Origin of the sequence: Bradyrhizobium sp. SZCCHNR1043, from assembly GCF_032489675.1 — a bacterium.
Taxonomy (GTDB): domain Bacteria; phylum Pseudomonadota; class Alphaproteobacteria; order Rhizobiales; family Xanthobacteraceae; genus Bradyrhizobium.
Map to the genome: position 1 here is coordinate 1 of NZ_JAUEYN010000012.1, position 17,078 is coordinate 17,078.

The following is a 17,078-nucleotide window of genomic DNA, read 5'->3' on the forward strand; positions in this document are numbered from 1 at the left end:
GCCGCACGTGACCGTCTTCGACAAGTCGGCCCGCACCGACGGGACCTTCTCGCGTGAGGCCTTCACCTACGACCATAGCAGGGACGTCTATCGCTGCCCCGCTGGCAAAACCCTCACCACTACAGGGACGCTGGTGAACAACGATACGACGGTCCTCTACCGTGCGAGCAAGCACGATTGCCAAGCATACTCTCTCAGAAGCAGGTGTTGCCCCAACACCCCGGCCCGAAAAGTGCCGCGCTCGGTCTACGAGGGCGCTCGCGACATGGCACGCGAGATCGCAAGCTCACGGGAAGGCCGCACTTCACGCCGGCTCCGCAAGAAGATCGAGATGCTGTTCGCGCATCTCAAGCGCATTCTCAAGCTCGATCGCCTGCGACTAAGAGGGCCGAACGGCGCACGCGACGAGTTCATCCTCGCTGCAGCCGCTCAGAACCTTCGCAAAATGGCCAAGCTGATCCCGATGCCCGCACCGACGCCCGCGTGACCCCCACCAAGCCAACTCATCCGATAAACGGCAGTCGTTCACGACGAAACTACAGCCTACTTTTTCAACGGAATCGACCATAAGCGGACATTCACAGTCTCTTAAGGCCTTGAGGACCAGCGCCGATTGGGCGTATTCACAAGATAGTGCCACTTTGATACTCCTCGCGGCATTGAGCAACTCCATAGGGATTTGACTTCGATCTCTGCCTGCGGGTGCAAATGTGGTTCAGAAGAAAGTCGCCCCTCGTCTTTTTGTGATATTTGCGCGTGAAGCACATGAAGCCGTCATCTTCCGTCGGGGTCCGTCGGACTGGTTTCATATCATTCGCTGGGACACCAAGGGCGATAAGTTCTATCCGGGCGCCTGGCTGAAAGGGCGCATCTATCCAGAAAAATGTGATCTTTCGCCTGATGGCGAATTGCTGCTGTCGTTCATCCACAAAGGTCGTGGCCTGAGAACGGACTACACCGATGCATGGAGCTCGATCAGCAGGAGTCCGTGGCTTCATGCTCTTGGCCTGTGGCCCCAGGGAACAACGTATGGCGGCGGAGGACGATTTACAGATAATCGAAGCGTTGTCCTCAGATTTTACCCGGTAGCAGCACATCCAAATCATCCGGGTACCGGGATCAATGTCAGCTTTATTGCGTCTGACACGAGTTTTGCCAGAAAGACCGATCTCGCACCTTTACATCGATCGACCCAAGAAATTTCGGGAGCCGAGTGGACCGGCCGAGATCAGCGAGGCAGATTGGTTTACGCTGCTAATGGCAAGCTCATGCGCGCAGGCACAAAGACACAGCAAGCTACTTGCCTGGCCGACTTCAACAATCTCGTTCCGGACCCGCAACTGCCCCCTTTCTCCGCGACGGTGCCGCTCGGAGCGAAGAAGCTTCAGAGACGTGTCGAACGTAAACAATGATAGCAGCGCCATCTGGACCTGAGATCGTATATCAACGCGGATGGAATCTCTTTTCTCTTTTGGTGGAAGGCGCATCCCAGTAGCTCGTTCGCTATTGTCCGCTCTGGGTCAAAATGTGAAAATCCGACCTGAGCAATTCTGGTCCGTTGACCACCCCAGAGCGGACCTCAACCCGGCGGCTCGCCACTTCGCTGATGGGGAAGAAGCAGCCGTCGATGCACCCCACCCGGAAGGTCGGCTATGGGCGAATTGCGGACGTGACCGGGTCGCCGGACCGTACCCTGAATGGCCCTGGAGGCTGCCGACTTGCGGCGCTGCATCAAGTCGGCAACTATCCGAGGTACACCGGCCGTGACGCTAGCTCGTTCGGGACGGCAGCAAGTGACCCATAACGTAAGATGGTCAACGTCCTTGAGGCTTCGCCACTCGATCATACCAATACGTTCCTAGTGCCTCGACAATAGCATTATTCACGATATAGCCGTAATCTGGCCGATCTCGCAGTGCTCGCCATTCAAGATAATGAACGATCGCGACAGCCTGGCGGTGATCTAACAAGCTCCAGCGATTGCGAGCACATTCAGCCTCGAGCTTTTCGCTTTGTGGCTTGGCTCTCTTGTTGTGTGATCGGGGGGCAAAGCCGTGAGTGAGTGCAAAGATTGGGTCGACCATCCGCAGCTGGGTGGTCATATCCGCAATAATGTAGGCAGGTATGTAGAAGCAAATCGCTTCATCGGTCAGAAAGCTCAAAGCTGACCCGAGGCCGCTTGGTACCTTATCCAGCCATTCGGGCGCGAGTGTTGTCCAGTCATCCTTATCGTCAAATGCCGCGATGACCCGCAATGGCTCGTCGCCTTGGGCGCTGTTGACCAGCGGAAGGAACCGACCCTGCCGCCGTGCTGGGAAGGCCTGTCGTATTTCTTCGATTAGAGCCTCGACGGATACTGTCATGCTTTCCCTGCAAGATGCTCAGAGACGCGCCCAGTCGACGCGTCAAGCCCATGTCTCAGCTTCAACTTAACCGCCAGGCGCCCAGTGGACACATGAGGCTAAGAGACACGATTAACGCATCGTTTCTAGGGGCTATTTGTTGGCGTTCGACTTCCGGAATTGGCCCATGGCTGCCGACTTGCGGCGCTGCGGCAAGTCGCCTGTTATCTGGGGTACACCGGCCAAAGCGCCACCCCATTTCGGAGGACAGCCCATGGCCCGGCAGAGAAAGGCCGTCAGGGCCATGCCATGTCGGTTATTCGAGGTTGTGCAGAAGAGAGTCACTCGGCATAAGAATTTCAGTCTTTGACCCGAAGCTGACCTCGACACCAACTTGGAATCCCCCGACAACCCGCTCGGTTGATCTCGCTACGAGCGGCGGTGAACCTCGAACGACGCCATCAAGTCAAGGATACGCTGCTGCATCCTCTGCCAATTGGGCACGTCCTCCGGCCGATGACGGAAATAGAAGTGTCGGCCCTTGTTGATGAAGCGGTGCTGACAGGACTTCGGAACAGCCTCGGACGGCGTGCCGCAGCCTATTATCGTGGTGTTGACGCCATGACCGTCATCATAAGCAAGATAGCCATTTCCGACGTACTCCTTGCCGTCCTTGCCATGCGTGATGGTTTTGGTCTTCACGAGACCAAACTCTCTACTTTGCTCGACAATTTCTCCGCCGGGCGGATCTTTCATTAGACTTAGCATCCATTCGGGGTCCCACGTGACGAAGACCGAGTTGCTGTCAAATTCCGCCGGCATCAGACGGCGGTCGAGTGGTTGGAAGTCGGGAGCGGTCGTCGCAAGCAGCAAGCTCGGGCTTGACCCGCCGCTCCACTCTGCTTGCCAGACGGTTGGGATGAGATATGTCTCACCTCCAGAATACCTGATGTAATAGCTGTCCGGCGACACGGGGATCAGTGCCAGCCGCTTACCCACGAAGTCACGCACCTGCAGGCAGGTAATCGCCGGCCCCCGACCCTCAATATGCCCGTTTATTACGCCCGGCTCGAAGACGCGGTGGAGATACGACCAGTGATATAGGCGCACATTGGAGGGTTCGCCGACAACGAGGATCGCGTGGTGCTGCATGTAGAGCAGACCATCGTGCCTGGCCCTCATTTTAAAGATCGACAGGTCGAACCATACGCGTGCGGGCCGGTAGTCGGAGGCCCCGTCAGAAATCTGGATGCAATACGGCTCAGATCCAGCGATCTCTTCAGCGCCATGAGCTACAAGGAGCGATGTCGCCGCGCCTGCGGCGACAAAGAGCAAGGTCACAATTAGAGCCAGACCAACAAGCATTCGTAGCGAAATCAACTCAATCCCCGCCGTGCCACACATTCTATTTCGACCGGCGATATTGGAGTTTGCGCGTGGGGTCGCAGCAAGCACCGTTTATCGGAAAGTTCGGCAAATGGCCGGTGGTCGCGTACGGTATTGTACTTGTTCGTCCGCCTCCCAGAGTGAGAAACGTCAGTGTCTGGCCCAAGGCTGCCGACTTGCGGCGCTGCGGTAAGTTGCCTGTTATCTGGGCTACACCGGCCATAGCGCCACCCCATTTTGGAGAACAGCCCATGGCCCCGCAGAGAAAGGCCGTCAGGGCCATGCCATGTCGGTTATTCGAGGTTGTGCAAGAGATTTGCGCGGCATGAGAATCTCAGTGTTTGACCCATTGCTGACCTTGAGAAGTCTTGGCATCGTGTCGCGATTACTAGCGATCAGGGTGCGAATATGCGTACATTGAAGATGACAGGGCTCGGCGCGCTTTGCTTGATTGCTTGTCTTTTATTCGACCGAGCAGAGGCATGCGCGGTGGCGAGCGCACAGACTGGCGTGCTCTTCGACCATATCCCTGCGGAGCTCGATGCGCCCGTCATCGTAGAGGTGACGATCGTTGGCAGAGAGGCCGATATCAGTTCTCAGAAATACGGCCGTTTGGCTGTGATGGATGCTCGGGTCGACAGGGTTGTCAAGGGGACACCCGATCTTGACGCGTTGAAGGTTGTTACGTCCATCAGCACCTGCACCCGAATTGGCGTCGGACATGGTTTTGTTGCCGGTGCGATTGATCACGATGCCCGGATCGGCCTCGAGCTGATTGCGATACAGCGACCCTATCAAACCCTAACGCAAAGACGATGAACTCGACCGGGCTTATCAAAATGTGCTTCGTAAGGCTTCCTGTCCCGTTCACCGCGCCGACGTGAGCTTCGTTCAGCGACGTTGGCATTCATGCAATCTTTACTTGTATTCCGGACAACTCCGCTGAATGCCCCTAGAGGCCTTGGCCGATGGCGCCGGAGTTCTGACGCACCCTATGAGCCTCGTATGACATTTATTGGCCCGAGAGCCCTTTTTGGGATTTTGCTGTCTTCGTTGATAGCTGGATGCGATCTCAATCCTCAACTCCGTCCACTGCCCGTGCCAGCCGACCAGGCAGCGTTTCAGAGTGCGTGGAACGCTGGCCGCAGCTACAGTACTCTCACCAACTCGTCCAGCTACGATGGTCGTGTGGAAGAGAAAATGCCAAGGAATCTGCGTAATTGGACCGGGAAGGTGCTCATCAAGAAGACGGTGCGCGGCAAGGTCGATTTATTTGTAATACAGGTCGCCGATCAAGTTGCCGTCGTCGCCTACAACGTCGATCCGGCGCTTCGCGCTGATCTGGCAGATCGAGATAACTACGTTCAATTCAGCGGAGTTCGACCGGAACACCCGTCGCCAACATTTCCTTCGGACGAGCTACAGGTCTCCGGAATATGGGTACTTTTCGAAATGAGACTGGACAAGGTCTCAGTCCCTAATCACCGGCAGGGACAAGGCATATAAAGAATCCTTCAGAGCACGTTTCGAATGTTGGCGCGAAGGCGAATTTCACGCGCAGTCTGCGGAAGTCAGCTTTTGGCCCATCGCGACGAAATCCGCCTATGGCCTGCATGGAGGCTCTGAGGGAGTAGACCGGACCTGCCAGAGATCGGGCAAAGCCGTCGCGATCGACCCATCGCGACATATTGCGGTTCTGCACGAAGTCGGTCGCTATAGGGACAAAGCAGACATTGCTTTAGTCGCATCGCGCCGCAGGGTTTATGGGTACACGGCCTGGCCGTGAGTGAAAACCGGATATCCATTGACGTAACGAATCGGCCGTGATTCGATTCGCGGCACTGGCCGCTACAGGCCAGGCAAGCGGCCCGCACAGGTGCTGAAGACACCTGCACGAGCCTAACCCTCAACATGGAGAGTGCCATGTCTCAGGCTGATTCTGCCTATACCACGAGTCGTTCAATCTTTCCTGCCAGCCCGGCCGTTCGGCGCCGGCAGTTTGTCACCGGCGGCGGCGCCATCCTGGCCGGGGTCATCACGGCCTCACAGGCTGAAAGTGTTGGCGTTTCGACCTCGCCCGACCCGGTCCTCGATGCCATCGAGGGCCACCGCCGAGTCTTTGAGGAACTGGGGCGCCTGCTCGCCGAGCAGGATGCTGCCGAGCGCGAGCTGCGCGGTGCGCCCTGCGGCAGGCGGGCCGAGCTGGAGGCCAAGTTAAGTGGCCTCTGCGCGGCTGAAGGCGCACTCGGTCGGGCTGAGATGAAGGCCTCGCGTCAGCTCGCCGGAGTCGTGCCGGGAAGCCTCAAAGGAGCGGCCGCGGCGTTAAAGTATGTGCGCGAGTGTTATGAAGTTGGCCAGTACCCCCTTTACGAGGAGGATGGCTACCGGCTGCTGCTGCTCTCGACTGAACGCGCGATTTGTGCGGCCGTTGGTCTCGCTATTCCGCATCGTGTTGTTGATCCTCGCTAACGATTGCGCGTCTTCCTACGAGCGGGATGTGGAAACGAAGTCCTGGTCGAACCGCGACGCACCCCCAGACGAAGGCGGTGGAACGGATATCTGCGACCTACGACCATCGTGCCACATCTCGGCTCCACAAAAGGACGAAGAACAAGATCAACGTGAAGGCAATCCGGGTGCGCCTAGACATGACGCAGGAAGAGTTCGCAGCTCGCTTCGGATTCAGCGCTCAATACGCTATGCCATTCGGAGCAAGGTCGCGACAGCCGGAGGGGCCGACACGCGTGTATCTTCTCGCGATCGAGCGCGCCCCGAAGGCCGTGCAGAAGGCTTTGCAGGCTGTGTGATGCGTTCGAAATCTACGCCAAAACGGCCGTTCGTAAGTATCTGCGCGCTCCCGTACGATGGCAGGATTTTTGGTCTTCTCTTCCTGAATTCGTCGCCGCTTGATGCTCGTTTGACTTCACCAATCGGGCGAGCGACGGCATGGCAGATGACACAGAACTGGAGCTGGACGACATCAGACCGGCCAACGACAATCAAGGTCCGGAGGATGGAACGAGCAAGGCGGATAACAAGACGCGGCGACAGTTGGAGCAGGTGACGTTGACCATTGCCCGGCTGATCGGACGCCGGATTGCACGGAAACAGTTCGCGGCGCTCAGCGCCGCCAATGATAACAGGCCTCAAGCCACGAACGATGCGGAGGACGAGGCCGGCAAGGATTAGACAGAACGGAGACCGTCATGCCCCGCGTTGCGCTTTACGCCCGCTACTCGTCCGACAATCAGAGCGAAAGCTCGATCGAGGATCAGTTTCGCCTCTGCCGAGAGCACGCCAAGCGCGAGCGATGGAAGGTCACGAGCACCTATCACGACGCCGCCATTTCGGGCGCGAGCATGATCCTGCGGCCCGGTATCCAGTTGTTGTTGCAGGATGCGCAACGCGGTCTGTTCGATGTCGTGTTGGGCGAGGCGCTGGACCGGATTTCTCGTGACCAGGCGGATGTCGCCACGCTGTTCAAGCATCTGCGCTTCGCGGGCGTCTCCATCGTCACCCTGGCCGAAGGCGAGATCAGCGAGCTTCACGTTGGCCTCAAGGGCACTATGAATGCCCTGTTCCTCAAGGACCTCGCCCTGAAGACTCATCGTGGTTTGCGCGGCCGAGTGGAGAAGGGCAAGGCCGGCGGTGGCCTCTGCTACGGCTACAACGTCATGAAGGGGCTCGACGCCAACGGTGAGCCGATCCGGGGCGATCGCGAGATCATCGTGGAGGAAGCGAGGATTGTCCGACGCATCTTCCGCGCCTTTGCCGCCGGCAAGAGCCCGAAGGCCATCGCGGTCGAACTGAACAAGGACGGCATTCCCGGCCCGCTCGGCCGGGCCTGGGGCGACACCAGCATCCGAGGCCACGTCTCGCGCGGCACCGGCATCCTCAACAACGAACTCTATGCCGGAGTCCTGGTCTGGAACAGGCAGCGTTTCGTCAAGGATCCAGCGACTGGCAAGCGCGTGTCACGGCCGAATCCGGAAAGCCAGTGGATCAGGATCGAGGTGCCGCATCTCAAGATCGTGGACGATGAACTGTGGCAGGCCGCGCGGGCGCGGCAGCAGCAAATCTCGGCACTCTTTGGCCCCAACCCGGCCAATACGCGGGAGGGCAGGGCCAAGCGGCTGCACCTCGCCAACCGGCCCGTCTCCCTCCTTTCCGGCCTTCTCACCTGTGGCTGCTGCCGCGGCAAGATCGGCATCCTGACGCCGAATCGTTATGGCTGCCTCAACCATCATCGTCGCGGAACTTGCGCCAACAACCGCACCATCATGCGCGAGAAGATCGAGGCGCGGGTGTTGGCGGGACTGAAGGATCGCCTCGTCTCCTCCGAGGCGGTCGCAGAAGCGGTGCGTGCCTATGCCGAGGAGATGAACCGCCTCAACCACGACCGGCGGGCGCGGGCGGAAACAGACCACCGTGCGCTTCAGAAGATCGAGCGGGCCGTTGCCGGCATCATCGCAGCGATCGAGGACGGCCTCTACCAGCCGTCGATGAAGGCGCGGATCGACGAGCTTGAACGGCAGAAGGCGGAGATCACACAGCGCCTGTCAGAGGCTCCCGCCGACATTCCCGACATGCATCCCAACATCGCCAACGTCTATCGCAAGAACGTCGGTCGGTTCACCGAGGCGCTCGCCGATCCGGATGGCGGACGCGAGGCCGCCGAGGCGCTCCGCTCGCTCATCGGCGAGATCGTACTCACTCCCGGCAAGAAACGTGGCGAGGTCCATGCCGAGCTACGCGGCGAGTTGATGGGTATCCTTGAATTCTCTAATACCCAGGAAAATCAAAGAAGTAGTCTTGTTATGCCAGCAGTGGCTGCACCTCCCCGCAACCATTGAGACCGAAACTCCCGTAGCCGACGAGGCTGCGGGAGTTTTGGTTTGTGCCGCGTCCTCCCTGTGAGCTCCTGTGCAGCTGAGGACAGTGCCGTCTCCCCATGAAGCGTGGCATCGGAAGATCCGGGGATTATCACCAGGACGGCGCGCACACGACCGTGTGAGCCGGCAGACAATCTGCGAAGCTCGCGTTGAACTGAAGTATTGAGGCAACGGCGAAATCCACAATCCGTCTGCCTGCGGTACAACGCCATTGCCCTGGCGTGGGGGCAAGCTTGCGCATTGCGAGAGCGCAGCCACCGTCACGATGTCAGACGCAACAGATTGCGCACGGCGGGGCGCCATTCTCCGGTCATGGTGTATTCGAGGCCGAGCCGTGCGCCGCAGGTGATCGCCAGCATCGTCAACGGCGCCGAGACCGCCAGCGTCGAGAATGCCGACAGGCCCTGTCCGATCGTGCAGCCCATCGACATGATGCCGCCGGTGCCCATCAGCAGCGCGCCGGTCATGTGACGCTTCAGCTCGCGCGCGTCATCGCAGGCTTCCCAGCGGAAGACGCGCGAAAACATTGCCGCGACGAACGAGCCCAGGATCACGCCGGCGACGGAGCCGATCGCGAAATCGGCCCGGCTGCCCGACAGCGTGGCGATGTAGAGCACGGTATTGCCGAGCGGGGCAACGAAGGTCAGGGATGCCACGCGCGCCGGATCGAAATCGTCATTGCCGAGCCAGCTGGTGGCGAACCAGCCGAACGCCACCGCACAGCCTACGGCGAGGCCGGAGAGCAGCAGGCGCGGCGATCTCACGAGGCGCCCGTCGGCCAATGCCCAGGCCGCGAGCGCGACCGCTGCGACGGAAACGGTTGCCGGCCGCGCATATGAGCCAAGCGCGGGCGACAGCAGCATATCCATGCCCTGGGTCATCGTTTCGGGCAGGCGTATGGAGAGCGGCTCGATCAGCGAGATGCGCAGGAATCCCGTGAGCCCGCGCATCGCGGCCAGGGCTGACACGCCCAGCACCAGAAACACGACGATGGCGCGCAGATCACCGCCGCCGATACGGACCAGCGTTCCGAAGCCGCAGGTGCCGACCAGGGCCATCCCGATGCCGAACGACAGGCCGCCGAGAATGGCGCCGCCGAGCGGAATGGACGACGTCAAGTAGATCGAGCGCGACAGGTCGATCAGGCCGAAGCTGGCGAGCAACTGGGTTGCGACCAGCGCGACCGCGGCCGCCAGCGCGAAGGATTTGAGTCGTCGGGTATCGGCGCCGAAGAACGCGTCCTCCAGCATCGCGAGCGTACAGAAGCGGCCGGCGCGACCGGCGACGCCGAGAACGGCGCCCGCGAGCAGCCCACACATGAACGTCAGTGCTGATGGGCTGAGCATTCCTCTCCGACATCCTCGTTGGCTTCCTGGCATTGTGCGCCAGGAACGGCGGGGACGCCAGACCTCTCGCGCCCGCTACAGGGCGCGCCGATGCGAAGCCCGAGACCGCGAGGGCCAACCTCTCAGCGGCGGCGCTTGCGGACCGGCTCGCAATAGACGTCGTAGATCGCCGTCAGGATCTTGCGGACATCTTCGCTCGCAAGGCTGTAGTAGATCGTCTTGCCCTCGCGCCGCGTCGTGACCAGCCGGTCGAGCCTGAGACGGGCGAGCTGCTGCGAGACGGTCGACTGCCGCTCGCCCAGGAACTGCTCGAGCTCGGTGACGGATTTTTCGCCTTCGGCGAGGATGCAGAGCAGCAAAAGTCGGGACTCGTGGGACAGCGCCTTCAGCATCTCGCTGGCTTCCCGCGCCTTCTCGATCATCTGCTCGAGCTCGGCAGAGGTTTCGATGTCCTTCAACTTCGGCAGCGGCATGAATTCTGGATCCCTCGGTTGGCGTCAGGAGCGGGCCGGAGCCCCGCTTGTAGCATTCATTATGCGGCCGAGCAGCCCAAAGAAGAACGCATCGCCGGGATAACCGCGGATGCGTCCGATCTCGCGGCCCTGCTCGACCACCACGAAGGTCGGGGTGAACGCTCCCGGATCGATGCCGGAAAGATCCGTCGGCAGCGGCTTGGCAAGGTCGACCCGTCGCAGCGGCAGCGCGCGCCCTTCGTCGGTCTTGTCGTAGATGGGACCGATTTCTGCGTTGAAGCGGGCGCACCAGCCGCAGCCCGGACGTTCGAACATCACGAGCTCGGAGGCGAACGCCGGGGCCGAGAGGCAAATGCCGGTCACCACCGCCCCTGCGAGCGTTGCGAATCCGCGCGATGCACTTCTGCTGGACATGCCGAGATCCTCTCTGGACTTGTCGGTCAATCTATCATTAAATTCGAATATGTACTAGTGCGCGATTTCCGAATCCTGCCCGGCAGGCCGGGCACGTAGCGCTGGCCGACCGGGAGGAAAGATGGATCTCGACGTCACGCTGGGGGCCGCGCTGGCCGCGGGTCTGTTGTCGTTTCTGTCACCGTGCATTCTGCCGCTGGTCCCGCCGTTCCTGTGCTACATGGCTGGCGTCTCGGCGGCCGACGCGATCGGCGAAACCAGCATGGCCCAGCGGCGGCGGACGGTGCTGACGGCGCTGTGCTTCGTCGGCGGTTTTTCGCTGGTGTTCGTCGGTCTTGGCGCCACCGCCTCGGTGTTCGGGCGATTCATCGCCGGCCATCTCAGCCAGCTCGGCATCCTCGCCGGCCTCGTCATCATCACGATGGGGCTGCATTTCCTCGGGGTGCTCCGGATTCCGCTGCTGTACCGGAGCGCGACGATCGACGTCGGAAGCAAGCCGGCCGGTCTGCTCGGTGCGTTCGTGATGGGACTTGCCTTCGCCTTCGGCTGGACGCCGTGCGCGGGGCCGGTCCTTGCCGCCGTGCTGATGATGGCCGGCGCGGAGGCGACGGTCGGCAAGGGCGCGCTGCTGCTCGCCGCCTACTCGGTCGGGACCGGCATCCCGTTCCTGATCGCTGCCGCCTTCACAGGGCAGTTCATGACCATGCTCAAGAGCATCAAGCCGCATCTCCCCCTGGTCGAGAAGACGATGGGCGGCTTTCTCGTCCTGACCGGCGCGGCCTTTCTCGCCGGCGTGATCCCGCGGATGTCGGAATGGATCTTCGAGCGCTTTCCGTCGCTCGCCACCATCGGCTGATCAGCCGAAGCGGAAGTCCAATAGATTGACGAAGGACTGCAGCTCGATCTCATAGCGATGCACCAGGCCGGCGTCGCTCTCGCGCGCAGCGCGGCCGATTTCGCCGGCGCTCGTCGTGGCGCCGTCGATCAGGCGGCGGAATTCGGCCTGGCGCGCCACATCGGGCGCGGCGAGGCCGTTGCAGCGTTGCAGTCGGTCGCGCAGCGCTGTGCCGGCCTGGACGACCTCGCCAGGCTCGGCCTTGCCTGCTGCGAACCGCGCAGCGGCGTTGCGCAACGCGTCCATGACGGGCGACAGCTCGAACACGCAATCGCTGAGCTCGACCACGCCGGCGTCCTGCCTCAGGGCGTGAAGCGACCGGCGCAACGCGGCAATGGCCGCCGCAGCGCGCGCGCCGTCACCTGCGGTCAGCGCTTCGTCCGCCTGCTTCAGGCGATCGTTTCCGGTGGCGATCAGCTCTGCAAAGGATTTGGCCGAATAGGGCGCATTGGAGCGCTCGGCGAGCCGGCTGAGCCTGGCCCAGGCGATCCGGGCGTCGTCGAGCTCGATCTGCGCCAGACCCACATTGCCGGTGCGGCCATAGCTCGCGGCTGTGCGCAGGCTGGCCATCGCCGAGCGCATGAAGGCAGCAACGTCCGCGTTCTCTTCGGCGTGCCCACGGACGCCATGCGTGAGGCATGACAGCACGAGCGACAGCATGATGACGCGGCGCAGCATCGAATGTCCTTTTCACATTCTGTTATTCGAATATCATGTATCGAAATTCCGTGGACTTGGCAAAGTGGACTTGGCAAAGCGCGCGAGCAGGCTGATGACGACGAACCGGACGATGACGCGGCGCGATCTGGTTGCGCTGCTGCCTGCGGCGGCCGTCGGCCTGGCGTCAGCGCCGGCGCAGGCCGACGCGGCGCTCGGCGACGACGGGCTCTATCACCAGTCCTGGTTTCTCAACAGCTTCCTGGATCTGCGCGAGGATCTCGAAAGCGCGGCGTCGGAAGGCAAGCGGCTTGCGATCATGTGGGAGCTGCGCGGCTGCCCGTATTGCCGCGAGACTCATCTGGTGAACTTTGCCGACCAAGGGATCACGGACTACATCCGTGCCAATTTCGAAGTGCTGCAGCTCAACCTGCTCGGCGCGCGCAAGGTGATCGACTTCGACGGCAAGGAGTTCACCGAGAAGGAGCTCGCCGAGCGTTACGCGATCCGCTTCACGCCGACGTTCCAGTTCTTTCCGCCATCGGCCGAGGGCGTCTCTGCGAAGGAGCCGCTCGCGCGCGAGGTGGCTCGCGCGCCGGGCTATCTCAAGCCGCCGCATTTCCTCGCAATGTTCCGCTTCGTGCGCGACAAGGCCTATGAGCGCGGCACATTCCGCGACTATCTCGCTTCGACCAAGGGTTGAGTGCACTGCGGCATCGAAATACGCTTGACACCAATCACATTATCAAATCATAATTCTTGAATATGATGGATCGTAAGTCCGTCGCGTCTTCGTAAGGCGAGGGGACGCCTCGTCGGTCAGGGTGGAAACATGCGCCGTTTGATTCCGGCCGCCTTGCTCTGCGTGTTGCTGTCGGCAGCCGCGCGAGGTGACGAGCCGATCAGGCTCGATGTCGTCGACTATGCCATTCCGAAATCGCTGACCGGCGCGCCCGGCAATGCCGATGCCGGCAAGAAGGTGTTCTTGACGCGGACGCTGGGCAATTGTCTCGCCTGCCATCAGGTGTCGTCGCTGAAGTCCGAAGAGTTTCACGGTGAGTTCGGTCCGTCGCTCGACGGCGTCCCGACCCGCTACAACACGGCGCAATTGCGCCTGATCGTCGCCGATCCCAAGCGCATCTTCACCGATACGGTGATGCCCGCCTTCTACAAGAACGACGGACTCAATCGCGTCAGGCCGGAGTTCGTCGGCAAACCCGTCCTCACCGCCGCGCAGGTCGAGGACGTCGTGGCCTTTCTCGAAACATTGAAATAACCGCCTCTGGAGGATGATGCATGGGCGCAATCAACAGACGACAGGCGTTCCTTCTCGGCGGCGGTTTCGTCGCCCTGACGGTGCTGCCGATGGCCGCCAACGCCGAGCCGAGCAACGACGCGGCCGAGATGATCAAGAAGTTCACCGGCGGCAAGGAAGCGGCCAAGGGCAAGATCACGCTCGATCTGCCTGAGATCGCCGAGAACGGCAACACCGTGCCGCTCGCGCTCTCGGTCGAAAGCCCGATGACACCAGACAACTACGTCAAGGAAGTGCTGTTCGTGGCCGACGGCAATCCGAACGCCGGCGTCGCCACGCTGATGTTCACGCCGATGTCCGGTAAGGCCGAGGCGTCGATCCGCATCCGTCTGGCGCAGACCCAGAACGTGATCGCGGTCGCGAAGATGAGCGACGGCTCGCTCTTCACGGAGCGCAAGACCGTCAAGGTCACCATCGGCGGCTGCGGCGGCTGAGACAGGGGAGAGACGAACATGGCAGACAAGCCGCGGATCAAGCTTCCGAAGGAAGCCAAGAAGGGCGAGATCATCCAGATCAAGACGCTGGTCTCGCATCTGATGGAATCGGGTCAGCGCAAGGATGCGCAGGGCAAGCCGATCCCGCGCAAGATCATCAACAAGTTCACCTGCGAGTTCAACGGCAAACCGGTGTTCTCCTGCGCGCTGGAGCCGGCGATCTCCGCCAACCCGTACATCCAGTTCGACGCAAGGATCGACGAGGAAGGCACGTTCAAGTTCGCCTGGACGGATGATGATGGCTCAGTCGTGACGGCCGAAGAGAAGATCGCGTTGAAGGCCTGATCGGCCGCGTGTGATCGCTAGGAGGAGTGACGGATGTCCATTCGCTACGGTTCTCTCGCCGTCCTGGCTTCGGCCGCGCTGGCCCTGTCGGCAGTCGCGACGTTCGGCCAGGAGGCCGAACGGAAGGGCATTCCGGCGCCTCCCGGTCACGTCTTCAAGACCATCATCTCGGGCTATCAGTTCCGCACCAAGGAAACGCGCGCGCTCCAGGATGACGACCTGGAGAATCCCGGCTTCCTCGCGGTGGAGCGGGCCGCCGACGTCTGGAAGACGGTCGACGGCAGCGAAGGCAAGTCGTGCATGAGCTGCCACGGCGAGGCGGAAAAGACCATGAAGGGCGTCGGCGCCGCCATGCCCAAATGGAGCGATAAGCTCAACAAGCCGGTCAATCTCGAGCAGCAGATCAACATCTGCCGCACCGAGCACATGAAGGCGCAGCCCTGGGCCTTCAAGTCGAAGGAACTGACGGACATGACGGCGTTCGTCCGCTACCAGTCGCGCGGCATGCCGGTGGCGGTGAAGACCGACGGTCCGATGTCGCCATGGTTCGAGAAGGGCAAGGAGATCTACTATACGCGGGTCGGGCAGCTCGATCTTGCCTGCGCGTCCTGCCACGAGAAGAACAACGGCAAGTTCATGCGCGCCGATTTTCTGAGCCAAGGCCAGACCAACGGCTTTCCGACCTACCGGCTGCGCGATCAGCGCCTGATCCCCCTGCACGAACGGTTCGAGGGCTGCATGTTCGACGTTCGCGGCGTGCCCTACAAGCCGCTGTCGGACGAGTTCCTCGCGCTCGAAGTCTACGTCGCCTGGCGCGGCATCGGGCTGCCCGTCGAGACACCGTCGGTCCGCAACTAGCCGCGGACACAAGGAAGATACATCATGATATCGCGTCGCGAATTCGTTCAGGTCGCATTGGCGGCGGCTGCCTTGACGGGTGGCTCCGGTCTTGCGGGTGCGACCCGCGCCTTTGCTCAGCAGAAGCTGACCGAGAAGGAGCTGCTGGCGTTCGATCCGGTCGGCAACGTCACCTTGGTGCACGTCACCGACATCCACGGCCAGCTGATGCCGCTGTATTTCCGGGAGCCGTCGACCAATCTCGGCGTCGGCGACGCCAAGGGCCAGCCGCCGCATGTCACCGGCAAGGATTTCCTCACCCGCTTCGGCATCGCGCCGGGCTCGTCGTCGGCCTATGCGCTGACCTCGGAGGATTTCGAGGCGCTCGCCAAGACCTACGGGCGGATCGGCGGGCTCGACCGCGCCGCCACCGTCATCAAGGCCATCCGCGCCGAGCGCGGCGACAAGGTCGTGCTGCTCGATGGCGGTGATACTTGGCAGGGATCATGGTCGTCGCTGAAGACCCGCGGCCAGGACATGATCGACTGCATGGCGCTGCTGAAGCCGGATGCGATGACGGGGCATTGGGAGTTCACCTACGGCACCGAGCGCGTCAAGCAGGCGGTCGATGGTCTCGGCTTTCCGTTCCTCGGCCTCAACATCCGCGACACCGAATGGAACGAGCCGGCGTTCGAAGCCTCGACGATGATCGAGCGCGGCGGCGTCAAGATCGCGGTGCTCGGCCAGGCCTTCCCGTATACGCCGGTCGCCAATCCCCGCTGGATGATTCCGAACTGGTCGTTCGGCGTGCGCGAGGAGGATGTTCAGACCCAGGTCGACAAGGCGCGCAAGGACGGCGCCGGCCTCGTGGTGCTGCTGTCACACAACGGCTTCGACGTCGACCGCAAGCTGGCCAGCCGCGTCAAGGGTCTCGACGTCATTCTCACGGGTCACACCCATGATGCGCTGCCCGAGGCCGTGAAGGTCGGCAAGACGCTGCTGATCGCGTCGGGCTCCTCCGGCAAGTTCGTCTCGCGGCTCGATCTCGACGTCAAGGACGGCGAGGTGAAGGGCTATCGTTACAAGCTGATCCCGCTGTTCTCCGACGTGATCACGCCCGATCCGGCGATGGCGGCCAAGATCGCCGAGGTGCGCAAGCCGTTTGCCGCCGATCTCGCCCGCCCGCTGGGCCGGACCGAGACGCTGCTGTATCGCCGCGGCAATTTCAACGGCACGTTCGATGACCTCATCTGCCAGGCGCTGCTGCAGGAGCGCGATGCGGAGATCGCGCTGTCGCCGGGCTTCCGTTGGGGCACCAGCGTGATGCCGGGCCAGGACATCACCTTCGAGGACGTCACCAACGCCACCGCGATCACCTATCCGGCCGTCTATCGCATGGGCATGACCGGCACGCGGCTGAAGGAGATCATCGAGGACGTCGCCGACAACCTGTTCAACGTCGACCCCTACTACCAGCAGGGCGGCGACATGGTCCGCATCGGCGGCATGTCCTACGCCATCGACGTCAACAAGCCGCAGGGGCAGCGGATCTCCGACATGCGCCTGATCAAGACCGGCGCGGCGATCGATCCGTCGCGCGAGTATCAGGTCGCTGGATGGGCCAGCGTCAACGAGGGCACCCAGGGACCGCCGATCTGGGAGGTCGTGTCGAGCTATCTGCAGCGTCAGAAAACCGTTCGTCTCGAGCCCAACCGGGCCGTCAAAGTCTCCGGAGTGTGACG

20 protein-coding genes are annotated in these 17,078 nt (G+C 61.7%); 14 read left to right on the forward strand and 6 right to left on the reverse strand.

What is annotated here, in order from left to right; translation table 11 throughout:
* Together QX039_RS21180 and QX039_RS21185 are read left to right on the forward strand one after the other, a co-directional pair.
* Positions 1-487 (forward strand): transposase (locus tag QX039_RS21180; RefSeq protein WP_315718325.1); only part of this gene is annotated, 487 nt, incomplete at its 5' end.
* Positions 488-710: 223 nt separating this feature from the next.
* The gene (locus tag QX039_RS21185; protein WP_315718324.1) at positions 711-1,412 is read left to right on the forward strand and encodes a hypothetical protein; all 702 of its coding nucleotides are present in this window, start codon (positions 711-713) and stop codon (positions 1,410-1,412) included.
* 402 nt (positions 1,413-1,814) lie between these two features.
* On the opposite strand, the gene QX039_RS21190 is transcribed toward QX039_RS21185, so the two are convergent.
* Together QX039_RS21190 and QX039_RS21195 are read right to left on the reverse strand one after the other, a co-directional pair.
* Positions 1,815-2,363 carry a DUF6714 family protein gene (locus tag QX039_RS21190; protein WP_315718323.1) on the reverse strand — a complete coding sequence of 183 codons (549 nt, stop codon included), beginning with the start codon at positions 2,361-2,363 and terminating at the stop codon, positions 1,815-1,817.
* Between the two features lie 408 nt (positions 2,364-2,771).
* On the reverse strand, positions 2,772-3,746 hold the full coding sequence (locus QX039_RS21195; RefSeq protein WP_315772265.1) for a hypothetical protein: 975 nt from the start codon (positions 3,744-3,746) through the stop codon (positions 2,772-2,774).
* 390 nt (positions 3,747-4,136) lie between these two features.
* Here QX039_RS21195 and QX039_RS21200 point away from each other — a divergent pair, with 390 nt between their 5' ends.
* From QX039_RS21200 to QX039_RS21220, 5 genes are all read left to right on the forward strand, one after another.
* Positions 4,137-4,547, forward strand: coding sequence for a hypothetical protein (locus QX039_RS21200; RefSeq protein WP_315718321.1), 411 nt, complete (start codon positions 4,137-4,139; stop codon positions 4,545-4,547).
* Positions 4,548-4,733: 186 nt separating this feature from the next.
* Positions 4,734-5,234, forward strand: coding sequence for a hypothetical protein (locus QX039_RS21205; protein WP_315718320.1), 501 nt, complete (start codon positions 4,734-4,736; stop codon positions 5,232-5,234).
* Between the two features lie 417 nt (positions 5,235-5,651).
* A complete protein-coding gene (locus QX039_RS21210) occupies positions 5,652-6,197 on the forward strand; it encodes a hypothetical protein (protein WP_315718319.1) in 546 nt (181 codons plus the stop codon).
* A 477-nt stretch (positions 6,198-6,674) separates the two neighbouring features.
* Positions 6,675-6,917 (forward strand): hypothetical protein, encoded by a 243-nt coding sequence (locus QX039_RS21215; protein ID WP_315770016.1) that lies wholly within the window; start codon positions 6,675-6,677, stop codon positions 6,915-6,917.
* Positions 6,918-6,934: 17 nt separating this feature from the next.
* Complete coding sequence (locus QX039_RS21220; protein WP_315718317.1) at positions 6,935-8,581, forward strand: recombinase family protein; 1,647 nt, start codon at positions 6,935-6,937, stop codon at positions 8,579-8,581.
* A gap of 299 nt (positions 8,582-8,880) precedes the next feature.
* Here QX039_RS21220 and QX039_RS21225 read toward each other — a convergent pair whose 3' ends face one another.
* From QX039_RS21225 to QX039_RS21235, 3 genes are all read right to left on the reverse strand, one after another.
* The gene (locus tag QX039_RS21225; RefSeq protein WP_315736267.1) at positions 8,881-9,966 is read right to left on the reverse strand and encodes a YeeE/YedE family protein; all 1,086 of its coding nucleotides are present in this window, start codon (positions 9,964-9,966) and stop codon (positions 8,881-8,883) included.
* 122 nt (positions 9,967-10,088) lie between these two features.
* Positions 10,089-10,439 carry a metalloregulator ArsR/SmtB family transcription factor gene (locus QX039_RS21230; protein ID WP_315718315.1) on the reverse strand — a complete coding sequence of 117 codons (351 nt, stop codon included), beginning with the start codon at positions 10,437-10,439 and terminating at the stop codon, positions 10,089-10,091.
* Positions 10,440-10,463: 24 nt separating this feature from the next.
* A complete protein-coding gene (locus QX039_RS21235; protein ID WP_315737028.1) occupies positions 10,464-10,853 on the reverse strand; it encodes a thioredoxin in 390 nt (129 codons plus the stop codon).
* Between the two features lie 121 nt (positions 10,854-10,974).
* On the opposite strand from QX039_RS21235, the gene QX039_RS21240 reads away from it, so the two are divergent.
* Positions 10,975-11,709 carry a cytochrome c biogenesis CcdA family protein gene (locus QX039_RS21240; protein WP_315736268.1) on the forward strand — a complete coding sequence of 245 codons (735 nt, stop codon included), beginning with the start codon at positions 10,975-10,977 and terminating at the stop codon, positions 11,707-11,709.
* Here QX039_RS21240 and QX039_RS21245 read toward each other — a convergent pair whose 3' ends face one another.
* A complete protein-coding gene (locus QX039_RS21245; RefSeq protein WP_315736269.1) occupies positions 11,710-12,426 on the reverse strand; it encodes a hypothetical protein in 717 nt (238 codons plus the stop codon).
* Positions 12,427-12,520: 94 nt separating this feature from the next.
* Between QX039_RS21245 and QX039_RS21250 the strand changes: the two genes are divergently transcribed.
* The 6 genes from QX039_RS21250 to soxB all read left to right on the forward strand — a co-directional run bounded on the left by QX039_RS21250 (position 12,521) and on the right by soxB (position 17,076).
* The gene (locus QX039_RS21250) at positions 12,521-13,108 is read left to right on the forward strand and encodes a thioredoxin family protein (RefSeq protein WP_315736270.1); all 588 of its coding nucleotides are present in this window, start codon (positions 12,521-12,523) and stop codon (positions 13,106-13,108) included.
* 129 nt (positions 13,109-13,237) lie between these two features.
* Entirely contained in the window at positions 13,238-13,681 is a 444-nt protein-coding gene (gene soxX / locus QX039_RS21255) for a sulfur oxidation c-type cytochrome SoxX (RefSeq protein WP_315772266.1), read from the forward strand.
* A gap of 20 nt (positions 13,682-13,701) precedes the next feature.
* Positions 13,702-14,154 carry a thiosulfate oxidation carrier protein SoxY gene (gene soxY / locus QX039_RS21260; RefSeq protein ID WP_315736272.1) on the forward strand — a complete coding sequence of 151 codons (453 nt, stop codon included), beginning with the start codon at positions 13,702-13,704 and terminating at the stop codon, positions 14,152-14,154.
* Positions 14,155-14,172: 18 nt separating this feature from the next.
* Positions 14,173-14,499 carry a thiosulfate oxidation carrier complex protein SoxZ gene (gene soxZ / locus QX039_RS21265; protein WP_315718309.1) on the forward strand — a complete coding sequence of 109 codons (327 nt, stop codon included), beginning with the start codon at positions 14,173-14,175 and terminating at the stop codon, positions 14,497-14,499.
* Positions 14,500-14,532: 33 nt separating this feature from the next.
* A complete protein-coding gene (gene soxA / locus QX039_RS21270) occupies positions 14,533-15,357 on the forward strand; it encodes a sulfur oxidation c-type cytochrome SoxA (protein WP_315772267.1) in 825 nt (274 codons plus the stop codon).
* Positions 15,358-15,381: 24 nt separating this feature from the next.
* Positions 15,382-17,076 (forward strand): thiosulfohydrolase SoxB, encoded by a 1,695-nt coding sequence (soxB, locus tag QX039_RS21275; RefSeq protein ID WP_315772268.1) that lies wholly within the window; start codon positions 15,382-15,384, stop codon positions 17,074-17,076.
* Positions 17,077-17,078 lie beyond the last annotated feature (2 nt).